The following is a 15,046-nucleotide window of genomic DNA, read 5'->3' on the forward strand; positions in this document are numbered from 1 at the left end:
GTGAAATCGACCAGAACACTGCGTAACAACCTGTCTGGCTGTTACAATACAGATGTAACGGATTCGCTTGTCACGAGTTGGTACAGTTTTGAACGTCCAAATTCAGGAGAAGCACCATGACACAACGCATTGAATTTGTGTATGATTTCTGCAGTCCAAATGCATTCCTTGCGTACAAGACTCTGCCGGCACTGACAGACAAACACGGTGTTCGCGTAAGTTATTTTCCTGTGTTGTTGTCCACGATCTTCAAGTCCACAAACAATCAAAGCCCTTTCCACGCTTTTTCGGAAAACCGTCAAAAATCGGCGTATCTAACACACGATCTACACCGATTTGCACGCGCTCGGGGGATCAGTTTCCATATGAGCCCCCACTTTCCGGTCAACACTAAATTCGCCATGCGAGGTGCCCTTTATGCAGCGGAAAAACCGTGGGAAAGCATATATATAGATGCGATCTTTGATGCTATTTGGGTGCATGGCCAAAAAGTCGATGACCTTGGTGTTTTAACCGAGATTCTGCAGGAACACGAACTGCCGGTTCGCAAGATCCGCGACGCGATGACCAATGCTGAGGTCAAGCAAAAACTCAAAGAACAGACCAAAGCCGCCGTGAAGCGCGGTGTATTCGGGGTGCCCAGTATGTTTTCAGGAACCGAAATGTTCTTTGGCAAAAACAGCATGGGGAATCTGGGACTGGAACTGTCGAGAGAGACTTAAGAATCCAATGCAGTCAGCCCATGTTTTGCGAACATCGGCACGTACGAACCTAAAAGAACGGCACGCTCTGGATCGGATGCATTACCGTCCTGCGCGCGTTTGAAAACACCCTGCAAGATTCCGGCCATGCGGAAGAAATTAAACGCCAGATAAAACCCGAAATTTTCGATTTCCGGCAGGCCGCGCCGATGGCAGTATTGGTCGATAAAGGCTTGATCTGATGGCAACCCCAGACTTTCTCGGTTAACGCCTTGCAGACCGCGCCCCTCGGGTCCCGAAGGCATCCTCCACTGCATGATTACGGCGGCGAGATCAGCAAAGGGATGCCCGATCGTCGACAGTTCCCAATCCAACACGCCAATGCAACGCGGGCCCTCTTTTGCGAACATCAGATTATCGATGCGATAATCCCCGTGCACCAGCGTTCTTTGACCATCATCTTCAGGGATGGCTCGTGGTAGTTCAGCAATCAGTTTGTCCATCTCGGCGATTTGATTGGTTTCTGAGGCTCGGTATTGTTTGGTCCAACGTGCAATTTGCCGTTCGAAATAGTTTCCGGTTGGACCGTAGTCCGACAGTCCAACTGCCTCGATATCCACCATGTGCAAGGTGGCCAAAACCCTGTTCATTTCATCAATAACCGCCGTGCGGGTCGCGTTGGTTTCTCCGGCCATTGTAGGTTCAAGAAAGATCCGCCCGTCGAGATGATCCATCACATAAAATTCCGAACCGATGACGCTGTCATCCGAGCAGAACAAATACATCTCAGGCACCGGAACCTTGCTATGGGCCAGCGCGGATTGGACACGAAATTCCCGATCAACAGCATGTGCGGATTTGAGAAGAACGCCAGGTGGCTTTCGACGCAATACGTATGTTTTGTAAGGTGTTTGCAACCGATAGGTCGGGTTGGATTGGCCTATAGCAAACTTGTCAGCCTTCAAGGGGCCGCGATAGTCTGGCAAGTTTTCTCGAAGATACGCGTCCAAAGCGTCCAGATCTAAAAACGAAGTTGTCATGCGGCGAACTCACAGGGCTTCGGCAAAGATGTTTCCGGCTGTCACCACGTTGATACCACCGGAAACCGGAATGACCGCGCCCGTGACATAGCTTCCACCGCGGCCGCACAAAAACAGCATGCACCCTGCAATATCCTCGTCACGACCTACGCGCCCCAGCGGGACTGATTTACCGACCCTTTCCCGTGTTTCTTCATCGGCAGTGGCGAATGCTGTCATGCGGGATACGAAGGGCCCCGGCGCCAATGCGTTAACGGTGATATGATATGGCGAGAATTCCTTGGCCATGATCTTGGTTAAGTGCAACACTGCCGCTTTGGATGCTGAATAGCTGTATGCGCCGTCACCCATTGGAACCTCGCCCATAACTGAGCCGACATTAACTACCCGTGCCGGATCATCGGCTGACCCGGATTTCATCAATATAGGAAGCAGTTTCTGGGTCAGGTCAAATAACCCAGCAACATTGACCGACATGACCTTATCCCACGCATCGTGGGGAAATTGTCCCATCGGGGCACCCCATGACACGCCAGCATTATTCATAAGTATATTAAGCTTGTCTGTGCGGTTATTGACCTCGGACACAAGGGCCATGATGCCTTCGCTGCTCGCAACGTCGCCACCAAAACCCTCTGCACTTCCTAAGGCCTCTAGGGCGTTCAACTCCGCCGCCACAGCTTCACATGCCTCGGCCTTGCGTGACGCGATCAGAACGTGCGCCCCGGCCCGCACCAACGCTTCGGCGGCCATGCGACCGATGCCAGTCGCACCACCTGTTACAAGCGCGGTTTTACCCTGCAATGAAAACAGCGTGTCGGGGGTCATGTTTTGCTCCTCACTCCCTGTGGTCTCTTTGGGTTAGGCCGTAGGTTTCTTGACAACACATGAAGCTGCGCCAAAGCTCCTATATATTGAATAACAAGGATAATGGGACCGATATGCAAGCTTTACTCAGCGTCGCGTCAGGTGGCCCGGAAACTCTGGAGTTGACCACCCTGCCCGACCCCAAACCGGGTAAGGGCGAACTGCTGGTTGGTATCAAGGCGGCAGGCGTCAATTTTCCTGATACTTTGATTATTCAGGACCTCTATCAGATCAAACCTCCTCGTCCCTTTGCGCCGGGTGGTGAAATCGCTGGTGAAGTTCTTGCCATAGGAGACGGCGTAACAGGTTTCGAAATCGGCGATCGTGTTATGGCCCTTACTGGGCACGGAGGATTCGCCACACACGTTACAATCCCCGCTGCGACGGCGATCAAGTTCCCAGCCACAATGCCGTTTGAAGATGCTGCGTGTTTCATCTTTACATACGGCACGTCCTATCACGCGCTGAAGGACCGCGCAGAATTGCAACCCGACGAAACCTTGTTGGTGCTTGGTGCGGCCGGTGGGGTCGGATCAGCTGCGGTTGAGCTGGGTAAAGCCATGGGAGCGCGGGTAATCGCTGCGGTTTCATCGCAAGACAAAGCGGATTTCTGTCAACGCCTGGGTGCAGATGAAACAGTGCTTTATGCGCAAGACATGGACAAACCAAACCAGAAAGCATTCACAGATGAAATCAAGAGGCTCACAGCTCCTCTCGGCGTGAATGTTGTCTACGATGCCGTGGGAGGAGGCTATGCCGAGCCTGCACTGCGCAGCGTTGGTTGGAATGGTCGCTATCTCGTCGTCGGTTTCCCTGCTGGCATTCCTAAAATACCGTTGAACTTGCCGCTGTTGAAAGGGTGCCAGATAGTCGGAGTCTTTTGGGGTGCATCAGTCCTACACAACCCAGAAGGGCACCTGAAAAATATGAATGATTTAATTGCGTTATATGGCAATTCTCAGATCAAACCGCAGATCAATGCCCGTTTTCCCCTTGATCGAGCAGGTGATGCGTTAACCCACTTGGCAAATCGCTCGGCTCTGGGCAAAACCGTTGTGGAAATACCTGCATAGAAAAGCTGAGGGTAGCGGGAATGTTATCGCTCACCCTGTGGGTTCATTGGCCGGTGGACAATGCCACCCATTCGCGTTTATGAACTTGTTATGGGGATAGTGGAATAATGTACAAAGCTCTGATTTTAAACGGCCCAAACCTAAATCTTCTGGGCACACGTCAGCCCGAAGTTTACGGCGGCACCACGTTAGAGATGGTGGAAAACCTTTGTGTCAGCCATGGGTCCTCAATTGGTATGGAAGTCTCGTGCTTACAATCCAACCATGAGGGTGCCCTGATCGATGCCATTCACGCGGCCAAAGGCGTGCAAGACGGTATCGTTCTGAACGCAGGTGCGTACACTCATACTTCTATTGCCCTCATGGACGCGATTGCATCCGTTGAGTTGCCCGTAGTGGAGGTACACCTATCCAACATTCACGCGCGTGAGGCTTTCCGGCACGTCTCTTATATTTCCAAGGTCGCGGTGGGCCAGATTTGCGGGTTCGGCGCCCAAGGGTATGTCTTGGCATTAGACGCTTTGTCGGCGCACCTGAAATCAGAGTCCCCTGCATGACGCTGATCGAATATCTGCATTTTCTCAGCTACACTAAAACTCTGGAAGAGCTTTGGGACGCCCATTGCCGTCAGATGGAAAAGTTTGGTTTTGACCGGCTTATTTACGGGCACACTCAATTCCGTACTGAAACATCCCTCGGAGACCCTGAAGATTTCCTGATTCTGACCAACCACGAGAAGCCTTACTTGGATGGCTTCTTGCGAGATGGTCTTTACTTTCATGCCCCAATGCTGAGATGGGCGCTGTATAACGAAGGCGCGGCCAGCTGGAACATGGCTCAGAGTCTAGTGGCCAACGGAGATCTGACCGCCCAAGAACTTGAAGTCCTTGAGTTCAACAAGGCACATGGCGTTACCTGCGGCTACACTGTCAGTTTCACGTCGGTCTCAATGCGATCGAAGGGTGCGATTTCCTTGTCTGCTGGGAATGCAGCCAATCAGGCAGAAGTTGATGCAATCTGGGCAGAGCATGGTGAAGATATTTTGCTGATGAACAACATGGCGCATCTCAAGATTCTCACCCTGCCCTACAACGCCCCTCATCGTGCGTTGACCAAACGCCAACGAGAGGCTCTGCAATGGGTCGGCGATGGGAAAACCACTCAGGATATAGCTTTGCTGATGGGGTTAACCGCAGCAACGGTAGAAAAGCATCTGCGACTCGCGCGCGAGGCTCTTTCGGTCGAAACCACGGCTCAGGCTGTCCTGAAAGCCTCTTTACAGAACCAGATGTTCACTATGGAGGCATAGCTGCCGAAAATTGACGCCAAGTTGCGTCAATTTACCCTAGGTAAGGAAATCATGACTTTCGAATCCGGGGTAGTAGTTGCAAAGTGAGATAGTTCCGTGAGTGGTGGCTTTAGCCAGGGAACATTTGGTTGGATCTTTGCAATATCAGGGCTCTCCAACCGCTCTGACATCTAGGCGTCTATTTGTACGCGTCTGGTTGCTGGAAAATTGGGGGGCCTCGACCATCCCCATCATGCGGGGCCCCTCATACTCCTTTTGGATGAAATCTGGACGCGTAAGCGTCCTTTTTTGATTCTGCCTTACGATATGCACAAAATAAGCCGGCCACGTATCCCGTGACCGGCCTTTAATGGTATCCCGAACCACGGGGGTTCGGGAATGTTTAATTAGCCTTGAGCGGCCTTAGCAACTTCGGCAGCGAAGTCTTCTTTTTCGACAACGATGCCTTCGCCAACTTCCAGACGGATGAAGCCAGTGATGGTTGCGCCTGCTTCTTTGGCTGCTGCTTCAACGGTCAGGTCAGGGTTCACAACGAACGACTGGTTCAGCAGGGTCGATTCCGCGACGAATTTCTTCATGCGGCCTTCGATCATTTTCTCGATCACCTGCTCCGGCTTGCCGGATTCGCGGGCGATATCCATCTGAACCTGCTTTTCCTTCTCGACAACCGCCGGGTCCATGTCCGCTTCGGACAGGGCCGCCGGGTTCACAGCTGCGATGTGCATCGCAACCTGTTTGCCGATCGCTTCGTCGCCACCGGTCAGAGCAACCAGAACGCCGATTTTGCCCATGCCGTTGGTGGCCGCGTTGTGTACGTAGGACACAACAGTGTCGCCCGACAGCTTGGCCATACGGCGTACCGACATGTTCTCACCAATGGTGGCGATCTTGTCTGTCAGTGTGTCCGCAACGTTCTTGCCGCCCAGATCAGCAGCTAGCAGAGCCTCGACATTATCCACGCCTTCAGCTGCGTAGGCGATCTTGCCAACCATTTCTTGGAACTCTGCGTTTTTGGCAACAAAGTCGGTTTCCGAGTTCACTTCGACAGCAACACCGTTGCCACCGTTTACGTGAACAGCAACCAGACCTTCTGCTGCGGTACGGCCGGATTTCTTGGCGGCTTTGGCCAGGCCCTTGGTGCGCAGCCAGTCAACGGCTTCGTCCATGTTACCGCCAGTTTCGGTCAACGCCTTTTTTGCGTCCATCATGCCTGCGCCGGTTGCGTCGCGCAGTTCTTTAACCATTGCTGCTGTGATTGCCATCTCTTGGCTCTCCTCAATTCAAACGGAATTGGGGCAGGTCTACCCTGCCCCATATGTCAATTACGTGACGGGCAGCTTACGCTTCGGCAGGTGTTTCTGCTTCGGCGGGGGCTTCTTCCGCAACGACTTCTTCAACCGGAGCTTCTTCGAACGCGCCCAGGTCCACGCCTGCAGCACCCATCTGAGCGGTCATACCGTCCAGAGCGGCACGTGCGGCCAGATCGCAGTACAGAGCGATTGCGCGGGCTGCGTCGTCGTTGCCGGGGATGATGTAGTCAACGCCATCGGGCGAGCAGTTGGTATCGACAACAGCCACAACCGGAATGCCCAGCTTGTTGGCTTCGGCGATTGCCAGTGCTTCTTTTTTGACGTCGATGACGAACAGCAGGTCCGGGACGCCGCCCATTTCGCGGATACCGCCCAGCGAAGCCTGCAGCTTGCCTTGGTCACGCTCCATGCCCAGACGCTCTTTCTTGGTCAGGCCTTCTGCGCCCGATTCCATGGCTTCGTCGATCTGGTTCAGACGGTTGATCGACTGGGAAACGGTTTTCCAGTTGGTCAGAGTGCCGCCCAGCCAGCGGTGGTTCATGTAGTACTGAGCCGACTTTTCAGCGGCTTCAGCGATCGGGCCAGCAGCCTGACGCTTGGTACCAACGAACAGAACACGGCCACCTTTTGCAACGGTGTCACGAACGGCCTGCAGAGCCTGATCCAGCATCGGAACGGTCTGGGTCAGGTCCATGATGTGGATGCCATTGCGCGAGCCGTAGATGAACGGGCCCATGCGGGGATTCCAACGCTGTGTCTGGTGACCAAAGTGAACGCCAGCTTCCAGCAGCTGACGCATGGTGAACTCGGGAAGAGCCATGCTATATTCCTTTTCCGGTTTACGCCTGGGCGGGGGTGAAAGAAGCGGATGCTCCAACCGGCGGTCTTGATGAGGATGTCTCCCTCAAAAAGCCCAAACCCCGCCTGCGGGTTTGAATGGCGCGCGTATACGGCAGGTATTGAAACAGTGCAAGGGGCAATCGCCCTTATTTTTCAAGTCTCGCCAAGCTGTGCGCATGACGAACGGCCTCTTCGCAATGCGCGGCCAGCGCCTTGCGGTTTTCAAAGTCGCTGACCTTTGCTGGGGCGTGATAGATCAACTCGACCGCCCCCTGCCGACGCGCGCCCAATGTTTTCAGCAGATGTGGCCCGAATTCCATCTCTCCCCACCAGCCATAAAACCGATCAGGTTGGCCTGTGGGGGCATGGAATACCACCGATACCGGCTGAACATACATAAAGTCACGTAATTCATCCGCGAAGAACGCCGCAAAGAGCGTTGTTTTAAATGGTAAAACTTGCAATCCGTCGGTTGAGGTTCCCTCTGGGAAGAACAGCAATTTGTGCCCAGCCTTCAGGCGGGTTTCAAATACCTTGGTCTGTTCTTTGGCCTTTTTGCGATCCCGCTCGATGAAAACCGTCCCGGTCGCTCGGGCGAGCCAACCGATACCGGGCCATTTGGCAACTTCGGCCTTGGACACGAAATAAATCCGCTTTCGCGCGTTCAGCGCAAAGATGTCCAGCCACGAGGTATGATTTGCAACCACAGCACCCCGTTCCTGCATCAACTCGCCTGAGGTGCGGAAGTCGATCCCTAGAATTCGAAATGCGTTGCGGCAGACGAACTGAGAAATATACGGCGTGACTGGACGCTGAACACCGAACAGTGGGCGCTCGATCAGGCGTACGGCTAGCAAGACGAGCAAGCCGCCAAAAACCAAAATGGCCAAAGGCAACCCCCGCAAGATCACCAGTATACAGCTGATGAGACCCAGTTTAACTGGATCAGGTGCCTGCTGACTATTCCAAGAAGATACGTTCACGGTTTATGTCCCGCCATAGATGCGTTTCTGCCGTTCGTTCATAAGAGCAGTATCAAGGATCAGACAGACGTCGGTGGTGTTAAAGGCGTGGTCGACAAACGCACCCTCACCCACAAAACCGCCAAGGCGCAAATAGGCCTTGATCAGCGCCGGAACCCGAACCATCGCGGCACGGCGATCCAGATCATCAGGGGCTACAAGATCCATGGATTCATATACTTCTGGCTGCGCTCTCACACGCAAATCGGGCGGCGCAAGATGGTTATGGTGCAGCATCGACAAGGGTTGTGCCAACTCCTGAACATCCGTTCCGTGAAAACTGGCGACGCCAAACAGAACTTCGATTTCTCGTTCGCTCACATAGCCTGCTAATCCGTTCCACAGGTGGTACATTGCGGTGCCGCCGCGATAGTCCGGGTGCAGGCAAGACCGACCCAACTCCAACAGCTTGCGGCCGCTTTGCTTTAGAACGGACAGGTCATATTCATCTTCGGAGTAAAACTGCCCCAATTCCGCGGCACGTTCGCCCGGTAACAGCCTGTAAACGCCAATAACTTCGCCCGTGAGGTCGTCTATCGCCAGCATGTGGTCAAAGTATGGGTCAAATTTGTCCCGCTCCAGCCCGGCCTCATGATCCACCATCTCACCGCCGCCGCCCAGTTCGCGAACAAACACGTCATAGCGTAGCCGTTGGGCGGCACGCAGTTCGTCCTCGGTTTTTGCAAGTTTGACGGTAAAGGAAGGGCCTGCATCCGGCATTGGTGTTTCCGTTATTGTTTGCGCGCTGATACCGCAGTTTCCAAGGGGATGGCAACAAGAGCGGATGAACGGTAGTTGTTAACCTTTCCTAAACCAGTTTCACGGATCAAAGACCGGCATCAGGGCGATGCGTGTTCCGTCTATCACCACTTTCCCCTGCTCGGGGAAGTTTACGGTGATCTTGCCCCCGATATTGGACTGCACCTGTCCAACGCCCCAATCGGGGAAATCGGGGTGGCGGACATACATGCCCGGTGCAAGAATGGCATTGAGGTCTGTCATCAGGGGCTCCGGTCCGTCGGCAGATACAGCAGGAGGTACGCATGAGCGACACCACAGTCAACCTGGCCGAGTTGATCGGTTCCCGGATCTGCCATGATCTGATCAGCCCGATTGGTGCAATCACCAATGGCCTAGAACTGCTTGAGATGGTTGGCGCGGTTCAAGGCCCCGAGATGGAGCTGATCTCGGGCAGTGTCGGCAGCGCCGGTGCCCGAATCCGGTTCTTTCGCGTGGCTTTCGGTTCAGCCAGCGATCAACCTCTTGGGCGGGCCGAGGTTACGGAGTTGCTGAAGGATGTCGAGCGTGCAGGCCGTGTTCGTGTCAATTGGCATCTAACTGAGGCGGTTCCACGTAATCAGGTCAAACTCGCGTTTCTTGCCCTGATGTGCTGCGAAAGCGCGATGCCGTTTGGTGGAGAGGTTACGATTGATCACATCGAAGGCAGTTGGACGGTTACTGGAACGGCGGACAAACTGAACGTGGACAATGATCTTTGGAGCAACCTGCCTAGAGGCCGCTTTGCGAACAAAGTGACACCTGCACAGGTGCAATTCGCCTTGTTGCCGGAAACCGCGTCATCCATGGCGCGGCGGGTTGCGGCAGAAACCACCTCAACCCGCGTAGTGATCCGGTTTTAAGACCGGGTCGTCCCATTTCCGCGTACAAGATACTTGAAGCTGGTTAGCTGCGCCGCACCCACTGGGCCGCGCGCGTGCATCTTGCCAGTCGCAATACCGATCTCGGCACCCATTCCGAACTCACCACCATCTGCGAACTGGGTCGAGGCATTGTGCATCAAGATCGCGCTATCGAGGCGTTCAAAGAACCGTGCGGCGTTATCTGCGTTTTCGGTCATGATACAGTCTGTGTGGTTGGAGCCGTATTGACGGATATGCGCAATCGCCGCGTCGATGTCAGCGACAGGTTTGGCGGCAATGATGCTGTCCAGATACTCCTTGCCCCAATCCTCGTCCGTGGCGTCGACGGTACGTTCATTAGACAGGACCCCTTCGGCGTGAACCTCAACGCCTGCAGCCTGAAGCGCGGCGATAACGTCTCGTCCTAGTGTTTCTGCCACGTCCTGATGGATCAAGAGACACTCAGCCGCACCGCAAATTCCGGTGCGCCGGGTCTTGGCATTCAGCACGACATCCAGCGTTTTCTGTGGGTCGGCATATTTGTCGATAAAGATATGCACGATGCCTTCGAGATGCGCAAAAACCGGCACGCGCGCCTCGCGTTGCACCAATCCAACCAGCCCTTTACCGCCACGGGGCACAATAACATCAACATAATCCGTGAGTGTCAGCAGCTCCTGAACGGCGGCACGGTCGCGTGTGGGCACCAGTTGGATGGCGTCCTCGGGAAGGTTCGCGGCCTTTAGCCCCTCGACCAGGCAAGCGTGGATGGCGCCGGAGGAATGAAAGCTTTCAGATCCGCCGCGCAATATCACCGCATTGCCGGATTTCAGGCACAGCGCGCCCGCGTCCGCTGTTACGTTGGGACGGCTTTCATATATCACACCGATCACACCCAGAGGCGTTCGGACGCGCTGAATGTTAAGGCCCGAGGGCATATTCCATTCCGCCAGCACCTCACCCACCGGATCAGCCTGGTCTGCCACGGTGCGCAACCCGTCCACCATGCCCTGAATGCGACCCTCATCCAGCATCAGGCGGTCCATCATTGCTGGGCTCAGACCTTTCTCGCGACCGAATTCCAAGTCTTTCTTGTTTGCTTCGATGATATCGGCCCGGTTCGCCCAAACCGCATCAGCTGCCGCGATCAGAGCGGCATGCTTCCGCTCGGCACTGGCATGAGCCAGATCAGCCGAGGCACCTTTGGCGCGTTGTCCAATATCGGCCATCAGCGCCGGAATACTGTCGAAATCCTTCATCTCATGTGCCTTTCGGTCGGTCTTTTGGTGTTCTAACATCGCGCGATTAAAGCGCCAAATCGTCCCGGTGGATCAAAACAGCCCGACCTGGATAGCCCAAAGTCGCCTCGATTTCCGAGGATTTCCGGCCCTTGATCGCATCCGCTTCTGGCGCGGTATAACGACTGAGACCCTGAGCAAGACGACGGCCACTCGGATCCAGAATAGCAACCGGATCGCCACGGCCGAAATCTCCGGTCACTTCAACAATGCCAGCGGGCAAAAGGCTTTTACCATTGCCTAGGGCCTTGGCCGCACCTGCATCGACGACGATTTCACCACGTGGCTTCATGGCAGAGATCCAGCGTTTTCGCGCCGCATGCGGATCCAGCGTCGCAGTGAACCATGTACTGTTTGCGCCATTGTGAAGCATTTTCAAAGGGTTCAAGGGAGAACCTTCTGTAATAGCCATGTCACAACCCGCCGCAATTGCCATCTTGGCTGCCAGCAATTTGGTCTTCATGCCGCCCTTGGAAAGACCCGACCCCGCATCACCCGCCATTTCTTCAATCTCGGGCGTGATCTCGTCGATCACGTCGTATCGCGTGGCCGAGGCATCCTCGGTTGGGTTGCCGGTATAGAATCCATCCACATCAGATAACAGGATCAGTTGATCTGCGCCCACTGTAACGGCAATCTGTGCGGCGAGACGATCATTGTCGCCATATCGTATCTCATCAGTTGCGATTGTATCGTTTTCGTTGACAATTGGGACAACACCCAAACTTAGCAATGTCTCAAGCGTTGCTCGGGAATTTAAATAACGGCGACGGTCTGCGCTATCCTCGAGAGTTACCAGCACCTGCGCAGTGGTGATCTTATGTGGTGTCAGTGCCTCTTCATAAGCGCGGGCCAGACGGATTTGACCTACCGCAGCCGCGGCCTGAGATTGCTCGAGCGGTAGGTCAACCATTGGCAGGTCCAACACACCGCGCCCTAGGGCGATAGAGCCTGAAGAAACAAGAATAATATCCGTTCCCTGCCCTTTCAGCCAAGCGACATCCTGTGCCAAGGAATGCAGCCAATCCGATCGCAATAACCCTGTCTTCCGGTCCACCAGCAACGCAGATCCGATCTTGACCACCAGACGTTTGGCCGAGGTCAGGGTTGCCACGTCTTAGCCTCCTCAACGGGCTTTTGCCGCAGGCGGTTTTCGTCAATCTGTGCGCGCAACGCACGCAGGACTTCGGTCACGCCAAGATGGGCAACGCCGGACATGGTCATGACAGGGCCGCCGACGGCCTCTTCCAATTCGGCCTTGGCCAAATCGCGTTCCTCGTCATCCAGCGCGTCAACTTTGTTCAGCACCGTGATGCGAGGTTTTTCAGCCAGTTCGCCACCATAAGCTTCAAGCTCATGAATGATAGTCCGGTAGTCGTCAGCAACGGTTTCCGAAGTGCCGTCCACCAGATGCAGCAGGACGGCACAGCGTTCTACATGACCAAGAAAGCGGTCGCCGATGCCCCGCCCCTCATGCGCGCCCTCAATCAGGCCGGGAATGTCTGCTACAACGAATTCCACATTGTCGACGCCTACGACGCCAAGATTGGGGTGAAGCGTGGTGAATGGGTAATCTGCAATTTTCGGCCGCGCGTTGGACGTCGCGGCCAGAAAGGTGGATTTCCCCGCATTTGGCATCCCCAGCAGGCCCACATCTGCAATCAGTTTCAGCCGCAGCCAGATGGTGCGGTCGATCCCAGCTTGCCCCGGATTGGCGCGACGCGGAGCCTGATTTGTGGCCGATTTGAAGTGCAGGTTGCCGAAGCCGCCATTGCCGCCCTTGGCCAGCAGAACCCGCTGGCCGACCTCTGTCAGATCGCAGATGACGGTTTCTTCGTCCTCATCCAGAATTTCGGTACCGACAGGCACACGCAGGACAATATCATCACCGTCCTTGCCCGTGCGCTGCTGGCCCCTGCCCGGCTGACCGTTCTTGGCAAAGAAATGCTGCTGATAGCGGAAATCGATCAGGGTGTTGAGCCCATCGACCACTTCGGCCCAGACAGACCCACCCTTACCGCCGTCCCCGCCATCGGGTCCGCCGTATTCAATGTACTTTTCGCGCCGGAAGCTGACGCAGCCGCCACCTCCGGCCCCGGACCGGATGTAGACCTTTGCAAGATCGAGAAATTTCATGTGTGTCCCCTACTGCAAAGGCCCCATCGGCCACAAGTCAGAGTTTCTTGGTGTATGTCCAGGTGGGCACGTTTGCATCACGAGCCACCGAATAGCTTTCGGCATCGCCAAGGTACTGAAACCCACAATGAGTCAGCACCCGGGCCGAAGCCGGATTGTCCTGAAACACGCTGGCGAACATGTTGGCATTCTTAAGCGGATTGGCATTTACCAGAGTTTCAACGGCCAGCGACGCAACACCCGTGTTCCAGTAAACAGGCGCCACCCAATAGCCGACCTCGGACTGGTTGCGGTCCAACCGCGTTAACGAAATCAGGCCGATCAACTCTGGTCCACCGTCTTTGGTGGCGTCCATCGCCCACACATCCTCATCACGGTCCTCGGCCATTGAACGGGCAACAAATGCCTCGATTGAGCCGGGCGGCAGCGGATGCGGGATAGACGTGGTCATGCGAGCCACGCGTTCATCGCCTGCATAATGTTCAATGAGACCCAGATCCGACCGGCGCAGTGGGCGCAGGTCGAACCGCTCGGTTTCTATGACCGGCTGGTTTATGATCGTCTCAAGTTTCATGAGTTCGTTCCTCCTCCGAACAACACGTAAAATGCGGAAACAACTGAGAATCCAATTAACGTCCACATCAGATATTTTCTGGCCATGCGATGTTCAACCACGTGGGCAATCCGACCTAGAGTCAGGTTCGGCATATTGCTTGCAAGGTTGGTCATCGGGGCCATTGATCAAATTCGTGTTAAAAAGACAAAAGGGACCGGCATTTTCTGCCGGTCCCCCAAGAATTTTAAAACCTTATGGGTTTCGGCTTACTCTGCGGCCTCCGCCACTGGCAGGACCGAAATAAAGGTGCGGTTCTTGAGTCCCTTGTGGAACTTCACGGCGCCATCAACAGTTGCAAAGATGGTGTGATCTTTGCCCATGCCTACGCCTTCGCCCGGCCAGAACTTGGTGCCGCGCTGACGCACGATGATGTTGCCTGCGATAGCGGCCTGGCCACCATACAGTTTCACGCCAAGACGGCGACCAGCTGAGTCGCGACCGTTACGGGAGGAACCGCCAGCTTTTTTATGTGCCATTCTCTCTCTCCTTAGCCTTGAGCCAGCTCTTTGGCTTGCTCAACCCATTCGGGTTTCACTTTGATGGTGTCGATAGCAGCAATCTGCTCGTCCGACAAGGCGGCCAGAGCGGCAAAGCTCTCGATACCGGCTTCTGCCAGCTTTTTGGCAGCGGCTGGACCGACACCGTTCAGCTTGGTCAGATCGTCAGCGGCAGCCGCAGCGGCAGGTGCCTCTGCTTTGGCTTCAGCTTTCTTGGCAGGCTTTTTCGCCGCCGGAGCAGCTTCGCCAGCCGGAGCCGAACCGGTTGCAGCTTTAATGCCCGACTTGTCAGCGCCCGACGACAGGATGTCGGTGATTTTGACCAGAGTCAGTTTCTGACGGTGGCCAACGGTACGTTTCGAGCTGTGCTTACGACGACGCTTGACGAATTTGATGACCTTGTCACCTTTGACCTGTTCGATCACTTCGGCCTGTACGCCTGCGCCTTCAACGAAAGGTGCGCCAACAACCGGTGCGTCACCGCCCAGCATCAGAACATCGTTGAATTGAACTTTTTCACCTGCGTCGGCAGCCAGCTTTTCAACGCGGAGGATATCACCCGCCTGAACCTTGTACTGCTTGCCGCCAGTCTTGAGGACCGCAAACATGCGTCTTTCCTTTGTCTAACCGCGTTCTGTGGTCCCCGAATGGGTGTTTCTGGCCTAGGCCACCTCGAACAGCGCGCCCTTTTCGGGCT

Annotated in this window: 18 protein-coding genes; 5 read left to right on the plus strand and 13 right to left on the minus strand. The window is 55.0% G+C overall.

The genetic code is table 11. The features are described from left to right. Nucleotides 1–116: 116 nt before the first annotated feature. Nucleotides 117–722, plus strand: coding sequence for a 2-hydroxychromene-2-carboxylate isomerase (locus GOW93_RS00660; RefSeq protein ID WP_170381143.1), 606 nt, complete (start codon nucleotides 117–119; stop codon nucleotides 720–722). Here GOW93_RS00660 and GOW93_RS00665 read toward each other — a convergent pair. Further along, nucleotides 719–1,741 carry a phosphotransferase family protein gene (locus GOW93_RS00665; RefSeq protein ID WP_170381144.1) on the minus strand — a complete coding sequence of 341 codons (1,023 nt, stop codon included), beginning with the start codon at nucleotides 1,739–1,741 and terminating at the stop codon, nucleotides 719–721. The two genes, GOW93_RS00660 and GOW93_RS00665, sit on opposite strands and share 4 nt — an antisense overlap. 9 nt (nucleotides 1,742–1,750) lie before the next feature. Beyond that, a complete protein-coding gene (locus GOW93_RS00670; protein WP_170381145.1) occupies nucleotides 1,751–2,569 on the minus strand; it encodes an SDR family oxidoreductase in 819 nt (272 codons plus the stop codon). A 113-nt stretch (nucleotides 2,570–2,682) separates the two neighbouring features. On the opposite strand from GOW93_RS00670, the gene GOW93_RS00675 reads away from it, so the two are divergent. From GOW93_RS00675 to GOW93_RS00685, 3 genes are all read left to right on the plus strand, one after another. Further along, a complete protein-coding gene (locus GOW93_RS00675) occupies nucleotides 2,683–3,681 on the plus strand; it encodes an NADPH:quinone oxidoreductase family protein (protein ID WP_170381146.1) in 999 nt (332 codons plus the stop codon). A 107-nt stretch (nucleotides 3,682–3,788) separates the two neighbouring features. Then, a complete protein-coding gene (gene aroQ, locus GOW93_RS00680; protein WP_170381147.1) occupies nucleotides 3,789–4,238 on the plus strand; it encodes a type II 3-dehydroquinate dehydratase in 450 nt (149 codons plus the stop codon). Next, on the plus strand, nucleotides 4,235–4,990 hold the full coding sequence (locus GOW93_RS00685) for a helix-turn-helix transcriptional regulator (RefSeq protein ID WP_170381148.1): 756 nt from the start codon (nucleotides 4,235–4,237) through the stop codon (nucleotides 4,988–4,990). Before aroQ ends, GOW93_RS00685 begins: the two co-directional genes overlap by 4 nt. Nucleotides 4,991–5,376: 386 nt before the next feature. Here GOW93_RS00685 and tsf read toward each other — a convergent pair whose 3' ends face one another. From tsf to GOW93_RS00710, 5 genes are all read right to left on the minus strand, one after another. Beyond that, nucleotides 5,377–6,252, minus strand: coding sequence for a translation elongation factor Ts (gene tsf, locus GOW93_RS00690; RefSeq protein ID WP_170381149.1), 876 nt, complete (start codon nucleotides 6,250–6,252; stop codon nucleotides 5,377–5,379). A 76-nt stretch (nucleotides 6,253–6,328) separates the two neighbouring features. Continuing rightward, nucleotides 6,329–7,120, minus strand: a complete 792-nt coding sequence (rpsB, locus tag GOW93_RS00695) for a 30S ribosomal protein S2 (protein ID WP_170381150.1) — start codon at nucleotides 7,118–7,120, stop codon at nucleotides 6,329–6,331. Nucleotides 7,121–7,286: 166 nt separating this feature from the next. After that, the gene (locus tag GOW93_RS00700; RefSeq protein ID WP_170381151.1) at nucleotides 7,287–8,123 is read right to left on the minus strand and encodes a lysophospholipid acyltransferase family protein; all 837 of its coding nucleotides are present in this window, start codon (nucleotides 8,121–8,123) and stop codon (nucleotides 7,287–7,289) included. Between the two features lie 3 nt (nucleotides 8,124–8,126). After that, nucleotides 8,127–8,882, minus strand: a complete 756-nt coding sequence (locus GOW93_RS00705) for a GNAT family N-acetyltransferase (protein WP_170381152.1) — start codon at nucleotides 8,880–8,882, stop codon at nucleotides 8,127–8,129. Between the two features lie 99 nt (nucleotides 8,883–8,981). Next, on the minus strand, nucleotides 8,982–9,164 hold the full coding sequence (locus tag GOW93_RS00710; protein ID WP_170381153.1) for a DUF3553 domain-containing protein: 183 nt from the start codon (nucleotides 9,162–9,164) through the stop codon (nucleotides 8,982–8,984). 41 nt (nucleotides 9,165–9,205) lie between these two features. On the opposite strand from GOW93_RS00710, the gene GOW93_RS00715 reads away from it, so the two are divergent. Beyond that, the gene (locus GOW93_RS00715) at nucleotides 9,206–9,802 is read left to right on the plus strand and encodes a histidine phosphotransferase family protein (RefSeq protein ID WP_170381154.1); all 597 of its coding nucleotides are present in this window, start codon (nucleotides 9,206–9,208) and stop codon (nucleotides 9,800–9,802) included. On the opposite strand, the gene GOW93_RS00720 is transcribed toward GOW93_RS00715, so the two are convergent. The 6 genes from GOW93_RS00720 to GOW93_RS00745 all read right to left on the minus strand — a co-directional run bounded on the left by GOW93_RS00720 (nucleotide 9,799) and on the right by GOW93_RS00745 (nucleotide 14,957). Continuing rightward, nucleotides 9,799–11,061 carry a glutamate-5-semialdehyde dehydrogenase gene (locus tag GOW93_RS00720; protein ID WP_170381155.1) on the minus strand — a complete coding sequence of 421 codons (1,263 nt, stop codon included), beginning with the start codon at nucleotides 11,059–11,061 and terminating at the stop codon, nucleotides 9,799–9,801. The genes GOW93_RS00715 and GOW93_RS00720 overlap by 4 nt on opposite strands. A gap of 46 nt (nucleotides 11,062–11,107) precedes the next feature. After that, nucleotides 11,108–12,214, minus strand: coding sequence for a glutamate 5-kinase (gene proB, locus GOW93_RS00725; RefSeq protein WP_170381156.1), 1,107 nt, complete (start codon nucleotides 12,212–12,214; stop codon nucleotides 11,108–11,110). Beyond that, nucleotides 12,202–13,236 (minus strand): GTPase ObgE, encoded by a 1,035-nt coding sequence (gene obgE / locus GOW93_RS00730; RefSeq protein ID WP_170381157.1) that lies wholly within the window; start codon nucleotides 13,234–13,236, stop codon nucleotides 12,202–12,204. Before obgE ends, proB begins: the two co-directional genes overlap by 13 nt. 37 nt (nucleotides 13,237–13,273) lie before the next feature. After that, nucleotides 13,274–13,810, minus strand: coding sequence for a GNAT family N-acetyltransferase (locus GOW93_RS00735; protein ID WP_170381158.1), 537 nt, complete (start codon nucleotides 13,808–13,810; stop codon nucleotides 13,274–13,276). Nucleotides 13,811–14,058: 248 nt separating this feature from the next. Continuing rightward, complete coding sequence (gene rpmA / locus GOW93_RS00740; protein WP_010440093.1) at nucleotides 14,059–14,328, minus strand: 50S ribosomal protein L27; 270 nt, start codon at nucleotides 14,326–14,328, stop codon at nucleotides 14,059–14,061. 11 nt (nucleotides 14,329–14,339) lie between these two features. Beyond that, entirely contained in the window at nucleotides 14,340–14,957 is a 618-nt protein-coding gene (locus GOW93_RS00745) for a 50S ribosomal protein L21 (RefSeq protein ID WP_170381159.1), read from the minus strand. Nucleotides 14,958–15,046: the final 89 nt, after the last annotated feature.

The organism is Ruegeria atlantica, from assembly GCF_013032455.1.
Classification (GTDB): domain Bacteria; phylum Pseudomonadota; class Alphaproteobacteria; order Rhodobacterales; family Rhodobacteraceae; genus Ruegeria; species Ruegeria atlantica_B.